At 68.8% G+C, this 14,436-nt stretch carries 13 protein-coding genes and 2 pseudogenes; 8 read left to right on the forward strand and 7 right to left on the reverse strand.

Translation table 11 applies throughout. The features are described 5' to 3' along the window. Positions 1-204 precede the first annotated feature (204 nt). Entirely contained in the window at positions 205-2,001 is a 1,797-nt protein-coding gene (locus tag F1D05_RS34690) for an AMP-dependent synthetase/ligase (protein ID WP_185444511.1), read from the reverse strand. Positions 2,002-2,576: 575 nt separating this feature from the next. Here F1D05_RS34690 and F1D05_RS34695 point away from each other — a divergent pair. The 6 genes and pseudogenes from F1D05_RS34695 (at position 2,577) to F1D05_RS34720 (ending at position 7,641) form a co-directional block, all read left to right on the forward strand. Next, positions 2,577-3,008 (forward strand): SRPBCC family protein, encoded by a 432-nt coding sequence (locus tag F1D05_RS34695; RefSeq protein WP_185444512.1) that lies wholly within the window; start codon positions 2,577-2,579, stop codon positions 3,006-3,008. A 5-nt stretch (positions 3,009-3,013) separates the two neighbouring features. Further along, positions 3,014-4,285, forward strand: a complete 1,272-nt coding sequence (locus F1D05_RS34700) for an ArsA family ATPase (protein ID WP_185444513.1) — start codon at positions 3,014-3,016, stop codon at positions 4,283-4,285. Beyond that, on the forward strand, positions 4,282-4,767 hold the full coding sequence (locus F1D05_RS34705) for a hypothetical protein (protein WP_185444514.1): 486 nt from the start codon (positions 4,282-4,284) through the stop codon (positions 4,765-4,767). Before F1D05_RS34700 ends, F1D05_RS34705 begins: the two co-directional genes overlap by 4 nt. Continuing rightward, the gene (locus F1D05_RS34710) at positions 4,758-5,729 is read left to right on the forward strand and encodes an ROK family glucokinase (RefSeq protein ID WP_185444515.1); all 972 of its coding nucleotides are present in this window, start codon (positions 4,758-4,760) and stop codon (positions 5,727-5,729) included. The genes F1D05_RS34705 and F1D05_RS34710 overlap by 10 nt, the downstream gene beginning before the upstream one ends. A 58-nt stretch (positions 5,730-5,787) precedes the next feature. Then, a pseudogene (locus tag F1D05_RS34715) lies at positions 5,788-6,931 on the forward strand (ROK family glucokinase). Further along, positions 6,928-7,641 carry an endonuclease/exonuclease/phosphatase family protein gene (locus F1D05_RS34720; RefSeq protein ID WP_185444516.1) on the forward strand — a complete coding sequence of 238 codons (714 nt, stop codon included), beginning with the start codon at positions 6,928-6,930 and terminating at the stop codon, positions 7,639-7,641. The pseudogene F1D05_RS34715 and the gene F1D05_RS34720 overlap by 4 nt, the downstream one beginning before the upstream one ends. A 12-nt stretch (positions 7,642-7,653) precedes the next feature. Here F1D05_RS34720 and F1D05_RS34725 read toward each other — a convergent pair whose 3' ends face one another. The 6 genes and pseudogenes from F1D05_RS34725 to F1D05_RS34745 form a co-directional block, all read right to left on the reverse strand. After that, entirely contained in the window at positions 7,654-8,403 is a 750-nt protein-coding gene (locus F1D05_RS34725) for an enoyl-CoA hydratase-related protein (protein WP_343066548.1), read from the reverse strand. 1,193 nt (positions 8,404-9,596) lie between these two features. Then, the gene (locus F1D05_RS34730; protein ID WP_185444518.1) at positions 9,597-9,980 is read right to left on the reverse strand and encodes a VOC family protein; all 384 of its coding nucleotides are present in this window, start codon (positions 9,978-9,980) and stop codon (positions 9,597-9,599) included. 155 nt (positions 9,981-10,135) lie between these two features. Further along, positions 10,136-10,678: a hypothetical protein gene (locus tag F1D05_RS42655; RefSeq protein ID WP_343066658.1), complete on the reverse strand. Its 543-nt coding sequence runs from the start codon at positions 10,676-10,678 to the stop codon at positions 10,136-10,138. Between the two features lie 196 nt (positions 10,679-10,874). Continuing rightward, a pseudogene (locus tag F1D05_RS42660) lies at positions 10,875-11,327 on the reverse strand (TIGR00300 family protein); the annotation flags it as partial. Beyond that, positions 11,327-12,235: a hypothetical protein gene (locus F1D05_RS34740; protein ID WP_246486210.1), complete on the reverse strand. Its 909-nt coding sequence runs from the start codon at positions 12,233-12,235 to the stop codon at positions 11,327-11,329. The pseudogene F1D05_RS42660 and the gene F1D05_RS34740, both read right to left, overlap by 1 nt. Then, the gene (locus F1D05_RS34745) at positions 12,228-13,007 is read right to left on the reverse strand and encodes an alpha/beta hydrolase (protein WP_246486211.1); all 780 of its coding nucleotides are present in this window, start codon (positions 13,005-13,007) and stop codon (positions 12,228-12,230) included. Before F1D05_RS34745 ends, F1D05_RS34740 begins: the two co-directional genes overlap by 8 nt. 217 nt (positions 13,008-13,224) lie before the next feature. On the opposite strand from F1D05_RS34745, the gene F1D05_RS34750 reads away from it, so the two are divergent. Further along, positions 13,225-14,001: a lysophospholipid acyltransferase family protein gene (locus F1D05_RS34750; protein WP_206685961.1), complete on the forward strand. Its 777-nt coding sequence runs from the start codon at positions 13,225-13,227 to the stop codon at positions 13,999-14,001. An 8-nt stretch (positions 14,002-14,009) separates the two neighbouring features. Beyond that, positions 14,010-14,402, forward strand: coding sequence for a DUF2237 family protein (locus F1D05_RS34755; RefSeq protein ID WP_185444519.1), 393 nt, complete (start codon positions 14,010-14,012; stop codon positions 14,400-14,402). Positions 14,403-14,436 lie beyond the last annotated feature (34 nt).

A 14,436-nucleotide genomic window follows, 5' to 3' on the forward strand; every position in this document is an offset into this window, starting at 1 on the left:
TCGCGCTATGGATGCTCGGGTGCCGCTACCAGACCGCGCCCTAGCCCCCCGGTCCAGCTTCATGTAGCTAGCCGGACTCCGCCCACACCTCGCCGTTGTCAGCCGCGACGTAGACATCCCAGGGGTTAAGGGTGTCGAGCGGCGAGCGGCGTGCCCGGGTGGGTGGGTGAGTGACGACGTAGGAGGAGCAAAAGGGCGCCTTACCTACTTGGCGTACAGGGCCTCTACGTCGGCTTCGTGCTTCTTCATCACGATATGCCGGCGGAGGGAGAGTTTCAGGGAGAGTTCGCCGTTTTCCTGGGTCCAGTCGGTGGGGAGGATGGCGAACTTCTTGATCTCCTCCGCCTTGGAGACGGCGCTGTTGGCGTCGTTGATGGCGGTCTGGATCTCGGCGATCAGGTCTTCGTCGTGGATCAAGGACGGGACGTCGGAGGACTTGCCATGCGACTTGGCCCAGGCGCCGATGGTTTCCGGGTCGATCGTCACCAAAGCTGCGATGAAGGGTTTGCCGTCGCCAACGACCATGCACTGGCTGACCAGGGGGTGCAGGCGGATGCGGTCTTCCAGGACGGCGGGGGCGACGTTCTTGCCGCCGGCGGTGACGAGGATTTCCTTCTTGCGGCCGGTGATCCGGATGAAGCCGTCGGCGTCGAATTCGCCGAGATCGCCGGTGTGGAACCAGCCGTCGGAATCGATCGCGGCGGCGGTGGCCTCATCGTCCTTCCAGTAGCCGAGCATGACCTGGCCGCCCTTGAAGCAGAGCTCGCCGTCCGAAGCAACTCCGACGGAGACACCCGGCAGCGGGCGGCCGACAGTGCCGATGCGGATGTCGTCGGGGAGGTTCACGGCGAGGGCAGCGGTGGTTTCGGTCAACCCATAACCCTCGAGCACCGGTACGCCGATGCCGCGGAAGAAGTGGCCGAGACGATCACCGAGTGGCGCGCCACCAGAGACGGCGTACTCGACATTGCCGCCCAACACATCCCGCAGCTTGCCGTAGACGAGCCGATCGAACAAAGCGTGCTTGGCCCGAAGCCCAAAGCCAGGCCCGCCGCCGTCCCGGTTGCCAACCGCGGTGGAGTAAGCGATCGCCGTCTCCGCGGCGGCGTCGAAGATCTTGCCCTTGCCCGAGGCATGCGCGGTCTGGCTGGCCGTGTTGAAGACCTTCTCGAACACCCGCGGCACACTCAAGATGAACGTCGGCTTGAAGGACCCAAGATCCGGCACCAGGTTCTTCACGTCAGCCGTGTGCCCGAGCTTGACCCGCATCATCACGCACCCGACCTGGATGATCCGGGCGAAGACATGAGCCAACGGCAGGAAGAGCAACGTCGAAGCGCCCTCGGCGAACAACCCGTCGAGGATCTTCACCGCCGTGCCCAGTTCGTCCATGAAGTTGGAGTGGGTGATCTTGCAGCCCTTGGGGCGACCGGTGGTTCCCGAGGTGTAGATGAGCGTCGCGAGATCGCCCGGCACCACCGCCGTACGGCGCTTGTCGTACTCCGCGTCGGAGATCTGCTGGCCGAGCACGGTGAGTTCGTCGATGGCGCCTGACTCGATCTGCCAGACCTCCTGCAGCGCTGGGGCCTCGGCGCGAGCCGACTCCACCACGGCGCCGTGGGCCGCGTTCTCGACGATCGTGACGACGGCCTCGGAGTCGGTCAGGATCCACTGGATCTGGGCGGCCGACGAGGTCTCGTAGATCGGGACGGTGGCCGCGCCGATGCTCCAGATCGCGTAGTCGAGCAAGGTCCACTCGTACCGCGTGGCGCTCAGCAGGGCGACCCGGTCGCCGTGCTGGACACCGGCCGCGATCAGGCCCTTCGCCACCCCAGTCACCTGGCGGGCGAACTCGGCCGCGGTGATGTCCAGCCAGCCGCCCTCGACCCGGCGGCTGAAGACGGCGGTGTCAGGATGGGAGGAGGCGTTCGCCCAGACGGGATCGCTCAGGCCACCGGTGGTTGGTGGCTCGATCACAGCTGGAACGGTGTACTCACGCATCCGCGTCTCCTCGTCGGTCACGAATTGTCGACTCCGGCGCACGCTACAGTCACCTACCGGGTAGTAGCCAGACAGATATGACCCAGGGAACTAGGAAACGTATGCCATCGCTCGACATCAGTTGCGACGACTTGGTCGTTGCTGATCCAGCCTACGTTGCACAGAGACTGAGCTCGGACACCCTATGGCGCGAGTGGTGGCCGGAATTCACCTTGACCCCCTCGGAGCGACGGGGCCAGGAAGGTGTGCGCTGGGCGGTCACCGGGGCAGCGATCGGTACCGCGGAGTGGTGGCTGGAGCAGGTTCGCGATGGCGTCGTCGTCCACTGGTACCTCCGGGTGGACCCCGCTGGACGCGGCGGCGCGCGGCGGCTCCGAAAGCTGAAGGAGCGGTACGTCGCGCGGTACCGGAACCAGATCTGGCGCTTCAAGGACGAGGTCGAGTCGGGCCGCGCCGCAGGTATGAGCAGAACCGGCTGGGAACCCGCGATAGTCTCCGGTGTGGGAATCGGGGTGCCAGGATCGGCCCCGGAACCGTCTCGGCAGAACACGTCCCGGCAGCGAAGAGGTGAATCGATGGCAGAGCAGACCACCTCGACCATCATCGTGAGCGCGACTCCGAAGGCGATCATGGCGGTGATCGCGGACTTCGAGGCGTACCCGGAGTGGGCGGACTCGATGCGCGAGACGCAGGTGCTCTCCACCGACGAGGCCGGACGGCCCAAGCAGGTCCGGTTCAAGGTCGACGCCGGGGCGATCTCCGACGAGTACACGCTGAACTACGTCTGGTCCCGCAACGAGGTGACCTGGACGCTGGAGAAGGCGAAGATGGTCAAGGGCATGGACGGCGCGTACGTCCTGCGGGACCTGGGCGAGGAGGGCACCGAGGTGACCTACCGGCTCGCCGTCGACGTGGCCATCCCGATGATCGGGATGCTCAAACGCAAGGCGGAGAAGGTCATCATCGACACGGCCCTGAAGGGGCTCAAGAAGCGCGTCGAGTCCTGATCGCAGTGACTCGGGTACTGCTTTACACAGGGAAAGGCGGCGTGGGTAAGACCACGTCCGCGGCCGGCACGGCCACGCTTGCCGCATTGCGCGGACTTCGCACGCTGGTGTTGTCGACGGATGCCGCGCACTCACTGTCGGATGCGTTCGACAGCGAGGTCGGTGGTGAGCCGACAGAGATCGACGACCTGCTGTTCGTTCAGCAGATCGACGCGCAGCGGCGGTTCGAGCGGGCCTGGGGTGACATCCAGTCGTATCTGCGGTCGGTCCTGCACGAGGTCGGCGTAGACCCCATCGAGGCCGAGGAGCTGACCGTGCTCTCCGGTGCTGAGGAGGTGCTCGCGCTGCTCGAAGTGCGCGACCACGTCCGTTCCGGCAGATGGGACGTGATCGTGGTCGACTGCGCGCCGACCGCCGAGACGCTCCGCCTACTGGCGCTGCCGGAAGCCCTCAACTGGTACATGGACCGGATCCTCAACGTCGAGCGCAAGGTGGCCCGCACGTTCCGGCCGCTGCTCAGCAAGGCGGCCGGGATCCCGATGCCCGACGACAACGTCTTCGACGCGCTGCGCCGCTTGCATGGCGACCTCGCCGACATCCGCGCGTTGCTGGCCGGTCCCGACGCCTCCGTGCGGCTGGTCCTCACGCCCGAGGCCGTGGTGGTCGCGGAGGCGCGTCGCTCGCTCACGACGCTTTCCCTGTACGGGTACCGCGTCGACGGCGTGATCGCGAACAGGGTGTTCCCCGCCGCCGGCGCCGACAACTGGCGACGCCAGTGGGTCGCGGCGCAGCGCGGCATCCTCGAAGAGGTCGCCGACTCGTTCCGTCCGCTGCCGATCTGGGAATCGCCGTACCGCGCGTGCGAGCCGGTCGGCGTCGAGGAGCTCGCTGCTTTCGCTGTCGAGATGTACGGCGGTGACGACCCGTTCGCGCGGGCCACGGACGAGACCTCGCTCTGGGTGGATCGCCACATCGACACCGACGGGCGCACCTACACGCTGACCATGCCGTTGCCGTTGGCATCGGCCAGTGAGCTGGAGCTGGCCCGGCACGGGGACGACCTGATCATCACGGTCGGCTCGTACCGCCGGGTGCTTCCGCTCCCGGCCGCGTTGGCCCGCGCTGTAGTGGCCGGCGCGCGGCTGGACAACGGGCGGCTGCAGGTGCGTTTCGCGCCGCGCGAGCCACTGGCCGGTACTACGGCGCAGGAGCTGGCCCAAGGGATTCGCGAGCAGTACGACGCGGAGCCGGCCGCGATCACGGAGGGCACCAGGTGAGCAAGGAGCCGGTCGGATCGGTCGCGGAGGAGGCCGCCAAGCTGTTCGCGGTACTGCAGCAGGCGACCGCCGAAGCCAAGAGCCAGCACGCAGCGCCCGCCGACGTCGAGGAGCCGGCGGCGTACGACGAACGAGCCGAGCAGGCCGACGCGGAGTACGGCGTACAGGCGGATGAAGCTGAGCCGGAGCACGAGGACGTTACGGCGGATCGCGGTGGGCCGGAGTGTCAGTGGTGTCCCGTCTGCCAGCTGATCGCGAAGGTGCGCACCACGAGCCCGGAGACGATCGAGCAGTTGTCGACCGCGGCGGCCGGCGTACTCGGCTCGCTCAGGTCTTTGCTGGAAGCCGCCGCGGAGGCCGCGCGGCAGGCCCGGGCGGACGCAGAGTCGCGTACGGCGGGGCAGCACGACCCAGAAGATCGGCCAGCTCGGTCCCGGGTGGACCGGATCGATGTGAGTGAGGACCCTGAACCATGGGACTGACGATCGGCATTGACGTCGGCGGTACGAAGATCGCGGCGGGAGTGGTCGGCACCGACGGCAAGATCGGCGCCCGCACCCACCGCGACACCCCGGCGAACTCGGTGGACGACACGGCCGCGGCCATCTGCGACGCGGCGGCGGAACTGATCGCGAAGCACGAGGTGGAGGCGGTCGGGATCGGTGCCGCCGGATTCGTCTCGTCGGACCGTTCGACGGTGCTGTTCGCCCCGAACCTTGCCTGGCGCGACGAGCCGCTCGGCGCGCGAGTAGCCGAAGTGCTGAAGGTCCCGGTCGTGGTCGAGAACGACGCCAACGCAGCGGCCTGGGGCGAGTTCGCCTTCGGTGCCGCGCGGCACGTCGAGCACATGGTCTGCATCACCGTCGGTACCGGCATCGGCGGTGGCGTCGTCATCGGTGGCGCACTGCTGCGCGGCGCGAACGGCGTGGCCGCCGAGCTGGGCCACATGCGCGTAGTACCGGGTGGGCACAGGTGCGGCTGTGGAGCGCGTGGCTGCATCGAGCAGTACGCGTCGGGGAGCGCTCTTGTCCGCGAGGGACGGGAGCAGGCCGAGTCGGGTTCGCTGGCAGCGGCACAGATGCTGAGCGTCTGCGGGATCTCCGATCCGGCCGAGCTGACCGGGCCGATGATCACCAAGGCGGCAGCCGGCGGGGATCCTTGTGCGGTGGAGTTGCTGGACGATCTCGGCCGCTGGCTGGGGGAGGGGCTGGCGAGCATCGCGACGCTCTTCGACCCGGACACGATCGTGATCGGTGGCGGGGTGAGCGCGGCGAAGGACCTGCTGCTGAAGTCGGCGACGGTGGCGTTCGAGAAGAACTTGCCGGCCAAGGCGAACCGGCCGCATCCGACCTTCGGACTGGCCGAACTCGGCAACGACGCGGGCCTCATCGGCGCCGCCGACCTGGCCCGCCGGCCGGCCCCGGTGCCGGAGAAGCAGCGGTGAAAGACTTGTCCAGAGGTGGTTCGCTGGGTGCGGGGGGTTCCATCAGAAGGGTCGTGAGATGGCTCTGACACAGGCGTTGACGATCGGGATCGACATCGGCGGTACGAAGGTGGCCGCCGGGGTGGTCGACCCGGAGGGGAACATCCTGGACCGGCTCCGCCGGGACACCCCGACGAAGGACCCGCGGGAGACCGAGGACGCGATCGCCGAGATCGTCCGCGACCTGGAGTCGCGGCACGACGTGATCGCGGTCGGTATCGGCGCGGCCGGGTTCGTCGACGGGACCCGCTCCTCGGTGCTGTTCGCGCCGCACCTCGCCTGGCGGCACGAGCCGCTGCGGGACGCGGTCGAGCGCCGGCTCGGGTTGCCCGTGGTGGTGGAGAACGACGCGAACGCGGCCGCCTGGTCGGAGTGGCGGTTCGGCGGCGGCCAGGGCGAGAGCCACCTGATCTGTGTCACGCTCGGCACCGGGATCGGCGGCGCGATCCTCAACGACGGAGCATTGCAGCGCGGCAAGTTCGGGATCGCCGGCGAGTTCGGGCACATGCAGGTGGTGCCGGGCGGTCATCGGTGCGAGTGCGGCAACCGCGGCTGCTGGGAGCAGTACGCCTCCGGCAACGCGCTGACCCGGGAGGCCCGCGAGCTCGCGCTCTCCGGCTCACCCGTCGCGCACAATCTGCTCCGCGCGGCCGAGGGCGATCCGCGCCGGATCAACGGTCCGATGGTGACCGAGCTGGCCAAGGACGGCGACCCGGTCGCGATCGAGTTGCTCGAGGACGTCGGCCGCTGGCTGGGCATCGGGCTCGCGAACCTCGCCGCGGCCTTCGACCCGGGCACGTTCGTCATCGGTGGTGGCGTCTCGGATGCGGGGGAGCTGCTGCTGGCGCCCGCGCGGGAGGCGTTCAAACGCACGCTGACCGGTCGGGGGTTCCGCCCCGAGGCGCGGATCGTTCGCGCGGTGCTCGGTCCGGAGGGCCGGCATGGTCGGCGCGGCGGACCTGGCCCGCGAAGAGGCGACCTGGCTGCGCCGGGTCCGGGTGAAGACGACCGCGGTGACGGCGAAGACCGCCGCCCGCAGTGGACGCTCCGCCCGGCTGGAACGGGCCGCGCGCAAGTCGGTCGGCCGCCGTACGGGGATGCGGACGGCGGAGCCCGAGGTTTCGAAGCTGCCCGCCGAGTTGAACGGTGAGCCCGAGGCATGACCGATGGCCCGTCGTTGCGGGTGTTGTCGTACAACGTGCACCGCTGGGGCGATGACCGCGAGGCGCTCGCCCGAGTAGTGCACGCCTGTGCGCCTGATATCGCGCTGATCCAGGAAGCACCGACCTGGTGGGGGACCAGGCGCAAGCGCGAGGCGATGGCGGCGACCTTCGGGCTGTCGTACGTCGCGGCGTCGGCGCGCAACGCGGTACTGATTGCCGACGGCATCGATTTCGGGAATTCCCTGCACTGGCGGGTCAGACGGCCGTTCGTACGCCGGCGGCTGCGGTTCATCGCGACGCAACTCGCCGGTGGCGCGGTCGGTGGACGGACCATCCTTGGCGATGTCGAGTTGGCGCTGATCGTGTGCCATCTCGGCCTGCACATCCTCGGTCGCCAGCACGAGCTGGACCAGGTACTCCGAGGCTGCAAATCCTTCGGCCTGCCCTACCTCTTGGTCGGCGACCTCAACGAAGAACCAGGTGGTCCGGTCTGGGATCGCCTGGCAGCGGAGGGCCTGACCGACCTCGGTGTCGACGCCGGCCCGACCTTCCACTCCGACAACCCGGTCAAACGCATCGACGGCGCACTGCTGTCACCCGAGCTCTCGGGCCGGATCATCCCGCTCGACTCGATCGAAGGCGTCACCCGCGCCGACCTCGCCGCAGGCTCGGACCACCTGCCGATGCTGATCGAACTCAGTCTCCGCTAAATCCTTCCGTAGTTACTTCTTCTTGCGGTTGAGGAAGGCGAGCATTGCTTCCTGGGCCGCGGGGGAGCCGAAGAGCGAGGCTGAGAGCTCGGCCAGTTCGGTGCCCCGGGCATCGATGTCGGCAAGCAGTTCGCGGGTGAGCAGCTTCTTGGTTTCGCGGAGGCCCTGGGGGACGCCCTTCAGGAGCGCGGCCAGGATGCCGTCCAGGGTGGAGTCCAGGTCGGCATCCGGGACGGCTTGGGTGACCAGGCCGAGGCGGGCGGCCTCGGTGCCGTCGAAGGCGTTGCCGGTGAGGAAGGTGAGGGCGGCGGCGCGGTCGGTCAGGCGGGGGAGGACCGTCAGGGAGATCGTCGCGGCCGCGAGTCCGAGGCGCACCTCGGTCAGCGCGTACGTCGAACTCTCGGCAGCCAGACTGATGTCTGCAGCGGCCACGATCCCGATCCCGCCGGCCCGGACCGGACCCGCGACGCGGGCGACGATCGGTTTGGGGTTCGCCACGATGGCGCGCTGGACATCAACCATCCGCTGAGCGCCGACGCCCATCCCGACCGACGTCGCCTCGGACAGGTCGGCGCCCGAACAGAACACGTCCAGTGCCGAACGCACCACCACGACGCGGGCAGCGTCGTCGGACCCGGCGGCCTCCAGGTGGGCCAGCAGTTCACTCGTCAGCTGCTGCGACAGCGCGTTCTTGTTGTGCGGCGAGTCGAGCGTGATCGTCGCGACGCCGTCAGCCAAGGCCAGGTGCACCAGTTCGGTCATGCCCGCCATCCTGCCCTGCTCAGCCCACCCCCGCCGTAACCCGCCCCACAACAAACGCGCCAAAGACCCGACACCTGTGACTGATGTGAGACTGCGCGGGGTGGGGGAGGCAGAGGTGGGGGAGGGGAGGCGAGGGTAGGGAAGGCGGGGGGTGGGGGGAGGCAGAGGTGGGGGAGGCGCGGGGTGGGAAAGGCGCGGGGTGGGGAAGGCGCGGGGTGGGGAAGGCGCGGGCTGGGGAAGGCGCGGGCTGGGGAAGGCGCGGGCTGGGGAAGGCGCGGGGTGGGGAAGGCGCGGGGTGGGGAAGGCGCGGGGGGTGAGAGAAGGGCGGGGTAAGGGAAGGCGGGGTGGGGGAGGCAGTCACCGGGATGGAGGGCCGCCGGATGGGCTGGGGGGTGCGGGATAGTTGTGCTGCCCAGGATGGGAGGCGGTTACGCGGATCCCGGGGGAGTTGTGAGCCGTCCGAAGCGTGGTCGATTAGGTCGGCCGGGTACGGAGAGGCGGTGGACCAAGTTACTCAGGGCAACTATTGATCGGGTGAATCTCGCGCTGGCTGGGAACTTTTCGTGAGCAGGTACGAGTTTGTTTCCACTGAAGCGCCACCCAGCACGATTCGGCGGCGATCGGGCTCGTCGAGGGCGGCTCCCGGCATATTTCGGGGTGGACCGGACGGCCAGCCAGGCAGTGGTCGCCATCCCGCCGCCCAGCAGCCAGCCGAGTACGCTCGATCCGCACCGGTCTCGCCCCGGTTCGGGCCTGGACTCGCCCCCACTCGGGACCACTGCCTGGCTGCAGACACGGGCATGCCCCACCGGCTCCGGCAATCGCTTCACAGAGTCCGGCGAGCGCCACGGCGGTGGTCGGGCGCTACCCGGCGAACACCTCACAGCCCATTCGACGAAAGTGGATCCGGGCTGCCCGGTAGCGGGCTTTTCGTCCGCTGGCGGGCCTTTTTGGCGGTATCGGCAGAAAACCCCGCCAGCCGACCGTGCGTGGCGGCTCGGGCCCGGGGTCGCACACCTGGCTGGGGTTCGGACACCATGTCGGGGGGGTGGGGGTTCGGACACCATGTCGGGGGGGGGTGGGGGTTCGGACACCATGTCGGGGGGTTGGGAGTTCGGACACCATGTCGGGGGTTCGAACAAGCCATTTGGTGACCGCGGCGCCGATTTGGTATGCCCACCCCACCGCCAGGCTCAGTCGCCCAGATATAGGCAGAACGGATGGCCGTCGGGGTCGAGCATTACCCGGACGTCGTCCTGGGGCTGGAAGTCCGGGAGCTCGGCGCCGGACTCGAGGGCGTGGGCGACCGCCTCGTCGAGGTTGTCCACCTCGAGGTCGAGGTGTAGCTGCATCTGCGGCTTCCCCTCCTCGGCCGGCCAGACCGGACGCTCGTACAGCTCCTCCCGCTGGAAGGCCAGGTTGTATCCGGCCTCCTTGGACGGGGCCAGGGTCACCCAGTTCGGCTCGTCGGCGTACAGCGTCCAGCCGAGGAGCCGCTCGTAGAACCGGCCCAGCTTCTGCGGATCCGGCGAGTTGAGCGCGACGCCGAACCAATGAGACTTCGTTCTCAGTGCCATGGACCCACCATGGACCACGCCACCGACAAGTTCACCCCTGCGAGCGGCGTACCGGGCGCCCGGCCCGCAGTACGGGGGCACCCGCGCCCTGCAGTACGGGGGCACCCGCGCCACGCAGTACGGGGGTTGACACCGCCCCGTAGTACGCGGCCGTGTCAGCTGGCCCCGGTGTAGGCCGGATCCAGCTCGCGGGCGAGGTGTTCGATGAAGAGGCCGACGTCGGTGACGATGCCGCGGGCCTGGGACGAGCCGCGGTCGGCCAGCTTGGTGACCGTGGCCGGGTTGATGTCCACGCAGGTCAGCGGGATCGACGCCGGCAGGATGTTGCCGGTAGCAACCGAGTGGAGCATGGTCGCCGCCATCAGGCAGTAGCCGACGTCGGTGAGTTCGGCGCGCATCGCCCGCTGGCCTTCCAGTACGTCGGTGTAGACGTCCGGCAGCGGACCGTCGTCGCGGACAGAACCGACCAGGACGAAGGCGTTCCCCTTCTTCACCATCGCGTGCATCACGCCGGAGGTGAGGACGCCCTGCTTGACCGCATCGGCGATCGAGCCGGCCTTGCGGATCGTGTTGATCGCACGGATGTGGTGCTCGTGCCCGTGCTCGACGCCCCGGCCGCGCGCCAGATCGACGCCCAGCGACGTGCCGTACAGCGACGACTCGATGTCGTGCGTCGCGAGCGCGTTGCCGGCGAACAGGACGTCGACGAACCCGGCCCTCGACGATCGCGACCATGGCCGGCGCGGCGCCGGTGTGCACGATGCCCGGGCCGCCGACCCAGAGCACCTTCTGCCCGTTCGCCTTCGCCTCGCGCATCCCGTCGGCGACCTGCTTGACCAGCACCCGCTGCGGCTTCTCGCTGGACACGTCCGAGTCCATGAAACCGAACGACTCCTCGTCGTGCGAGACGATCGGCGGGGTGACCCGGACGCCCTGGGCGCTGGAGATGATCCGCATCCCGGCTTTCACCTCGGACATCGGGATGGTCCGGACCGACTCGCCCTCGACCAGCAGCCCACAGTCCATCTCCGGGTTGCGCACCAGCACCCAGCGACCGTTCAGCCGGACGCTGGTCGGCAGGTTCGTGGTCGAGTAGAAGCCGTCCGGGAAGACGCCGTCCTGGACCACCTCGGAGATCTCCGGGGTGCCGGGGTTGACGAGGTTGGCGCCCTTGGTCTGGATCCGCATCAGCAGCCGCTGCAGCGATTCCTCGTCCTCGGCTCCGACCGTCATCCGGACCGTTGACGGGTCGTCCTTGTCGTAGCCCAGGTCGAACTTGTCCAGCGTGTACTCACCGCCGTACCCGCGGATGTCGTCCAGGACCCGGGACAGCAGTCCCGTATCCATCAGGTGGCCGGTGATCTCGACGGTCTCGGTGACCTGCACGGGGCTGCCTCCTCTGCAGTGGTCGTCGGATTGTCCGACGATCTGCACTCTAGTGCGCTTAGACGACAGCCCCGTCGTCCGGGGTGTCCTCCGGGGGCAACCGGTCTTTCATCCGGATCACCAGGGTGAGGAATCCGGCGATGAAGCCGACGACCGCGAGTGTCGTGATCCGGCCGGTGCCGAAGTCGAGCAGAGCGGCCAGGATCAGCAGCGTCGGCCCGCCCAGCAGCCCGAGCCAGGCGGCCCCGGCTGATCCAGTCCAGCCGCGGTCCGCGGGGCGGCTCCGGCGGCACGAAGTGGTCGTGCGGGTCGTCCGTACGCCGGGCCGGCGGCTCGTCCGGCGGATCCTCATCGGTGTCACCGACGATCAGCCCGGCCGGTACGTCGATCAGCGGCTCGTACGAGCTCTCGTCCACATCCTCGCTGGCCGGCCACCTGGGCACCGGGGTATCCGAGTGTCCCGGTGCCGAGGGAGCGTTGAACTGCTCGACCAGCGACTTCCACTCGGCGTCCTCGGCACTCCGGTCGATCACACCGCGAGCCTGCTCGGTGGAGTCGGCATCGACGAAGATCTCGTCCAGCCCAGCGGCAAGCTTCTCGGCCGGCTCCGACTTCTCCGGCGCGTCCACGTCGGCCTTCTTCGGTACGTCGACCTCGGCCAGCTCGGCCGACGCCGAGTCGCCGTCGGACTCCTTGACCGGCTCGCTCGCAGCGGCGCCGGATTCGCCCGACGGACCCGGCTCGCCCGGCGTCACGGCGTACGCGGCGATGCCTGCCTCGGCCAAGGCGGCGAGCACCGGCTCGGCGACGAGGGGGTCGATGCCGCCCATCGACGCGTACGCCGAAGCGGTCAGGCCGTTGTCACGCATCAGCGGCCGGCCTCTGCTCGCTCAATCGGCTGATGAACGCGGCCGAGTCCGCGAAGATGCGCGGTGCGTCGTTGTCCAAAGTAGCCACGTGATAGCTGTCCTCGAGCAGGGTCTCGGTCACATCGCGGGACGAGACGGCCGCCAGGATCGCCCGGCCCGAACTCGGCTCCACCACATGATCGACAGTACTGCGGAACAACAGCACCGGCTGAGTGACTTTGGCCAGATCGTCACGGACGACCTGCCAGAGCTGGGACAGCGAGTAGAGCGCCTTGAGCGGCATCCGGTCGTACGCGCCCTCGTCGACGCCGGGCTTCTTGATGTCGTTCGAGATGCCGGGGAACGACGGGACCAGCCGCTGGAGCACCGGGAGCAGCGCGAGCCGCTTGTCGTCGGTGCGGACCGACGGGTTCACCAGGATCACGCCGGAGATGTCCGCGCCGTGCTGCTCGGCGAGCCGCAGTACGAGACAACCGCCCATCGACAGGCCGGCCACGAAGACGCGGTCGTGGTCCTTGCGGAGCCTTTCGAGCTCGTTGTCGAGGACGGCGTACCAGTCCTGCCAGCGGGTCGTGTTCATCTCCCGCCAGTCGGTGCCGTGGCCGGGCAGCCGCGGTACGGCGACGCCGAAGCCCTCGGCGGCGAGGTGCTCGCCGAACGGGCGCATCGAGCGGGGCGACCCGGTGAAGCCGTGGCTCAGCAGGATCCCGGTAGCCGCGTTCGCGCCCGATCCGGGGCTGCGGAACTCCTCCGCGTGGGCTTGCACTGGCACGGCTTCTCCTCGACAAATTCTTGGTACCTGAGACGCTATGGTCGCAGCCAGGAGCCGCCTCGCCCAGTCCGGCTCGGGTGTCGTTCGGGTCTCGTGACCGATCTCGCACCCAGTCTGCAACTGGGTCACAACACTGTCCGCAACCCGGCTATTCCTGGCCGTGACGTTGCTTGAGGAGGAAGCTGGAACGTAGGGTATCGGCCGAGCGACGGAGGTGATGGCGTTGTTGTACCTGTTCCTCAGGCGGTTCTTCGTCGGACCGATTGCCAAGCTGTTCTTCCGCCCGCGGGTCTCGGGGCTGGAGAACGTGCCGGCGTCCGGCCCGGCCTTGCTGGTCAGCAACCACCTGGCCTTCAGCGACTCCGTCTTCCTGCCGGTGGCGGTGCCACGGCAGATCGTCTTCCCGGCCAAGTCGGAGTACTTCACCCAGCCCGGGCTGAAGGGTCGCGTGATGGCGACCTTCTTCCGGTCCATCGGTCAGATCCCGATCGACCGGTCCGGCGGGCGCGCCTCGCTGGCGGCGCTGAACACCGGCCTGGAGATCCTGGCCAAGGGTGAGCTGTTCGGCATCTACCCCGAAGGCACCCGGTCGCCCGACGGGCGGCTGTACAAGGGCAAGACCGGCGTCGCCCGGATGGCGATCGTGGCCGGCGTGCCGGTGATCCCGGTCGCGATGATCGACACCGAGAAGCTGAACCCGCCCGGCACCGTCTGGCCGCAGTGGCTGATCCGTGAGCCGGGTCGCCGGCTGCCGCGCCTGGTCCGTCCCGGCATCGTGATCGGCAAGCCGCTGGACTTCTCCCGGTACGAGGGGATGGAGCGGGACCGGTTCGTCCTCCGCTCGGTCACCGACGAGATCATGTACGCGCTGATGGAGCTGTCCGGCCAGGAGTACGTCGACATGTACGCCGAGAAGGCCAGGGAACTGCTCAAGGCGGGCGAGATCCTGGAGAACCACGTCAAGCCGCGGATAGACGACACGAAGGCCTCCTGACCCACCCGATGGAGAGCGAGCTGAACGTGCTCGGCGGGGCGCTGGAGGAGTGCGGGACCGATCCGCTCACCGGGTTCTTCCGCGACGGCTGCTGCAGCACCGGGCCCGAAGACATCGGCAGCCACACGGTCTGCGCGGTGGTGACGACCGAGTTCCTGGCACACCAGAAGTCCGTCGGCAACGACCTGACCACACCCCGCCCGGAGCTGAGCTTCCCCGGTTTGCAGCCCGGCGACCGCTGGTGCGTCGTGGCCGTCCGCTGGCTCCAGGCGTACCACGCCGGCGCCCCGGCCCCCGTAGTACTGGCTTCCACCCACGCGCGCGCCCTCGACACGATCCCCCTGTCGGTTCTGCGGGCGCATGCCGTCGACGTACCGGCGGACCCCAGCTCACTTGGGTGAGACGGTTACGCAGCGGTTATGCGGGCTGGAATAT

Source organism: Kribbella qitaiheensis, assembly GCF_014217565.1.
In the GTDB taxonomy this organism is placed as follows: Bacteria; Actinomycetota; Actinomycetes; order Propionibacteriales; family Kribbellaceae; genus Kribbella; species Kribbella qitaiheensis_A.

Excerpts from the sequence above, each read along its gene's own strand:
- F1D05_RS34690 (WP_185444511.1), bottom strand. The coding sequence starts at position 2,001 with ATGCGTGAGTACACCGTTCCAGCTGTGATCGAGCCACCAACCACCGGT.
- F1D05_RS34695 (WP_185444512.1), top strand. The coding sequence starts at position 2,577 with ATGGCAGAGCAGACCACCTCGACCATCATCGTGAGCGCGACTCCGAAG.
- F1D05_RS34710 (WP_185444515.1), top strand. The coding sequence starts at position 4,758 with ATGGGACTGACGATCGGCATTGACGTCGGCGGTACGAAGATCGCGGCG.
- F1D05_RS34720 (WP_185444516.1), top strand. The coding sequence starts at position 6,928 with ATGACCGATGGCCCGTCGTTGCGGGTGTTGTCGTACAACGTGCACCGC.
- F1D05_RS34725 (WP_343066548.1), bottom strand. The coding sequence starts at position 8,403 with ATGACCGAACTGGTGCACCTGGCCTTGGCTGACGGCGTCGCGACGATC.
- F1D05_RS34730 (WP_185444518.1), bottom strand. The coding sequence starts at position 9,980 with ATGGCACTGAGAACGAAGTCTCATTGGTTCGGCGTCGCGCTCAACTCG.
- F1D05_RS34740 (WP_246486210.1), bottom strand. The coding sequence starts at position 12,235 with ATGCGTGACAACGGCCTGACCGCTTCGGCGTACGCGTCGATGGGCGGC.
- F1D05_RS34750 (WP_206685961.1), top strand. The coding sequence starts at position 13,225 with ATGGCGTTGTTGTACCTGTTCCTCAGGCGGTTCTTCGTCGGACCGATT.
- F1D05_RS34755 (WP_185444519.1), top strand. The coding sequence starts at position 14,010 with ATGGAGAGCGAGCTGAACGTGCTCGGCGGGGCGCTGGAGGAGTGCGGG.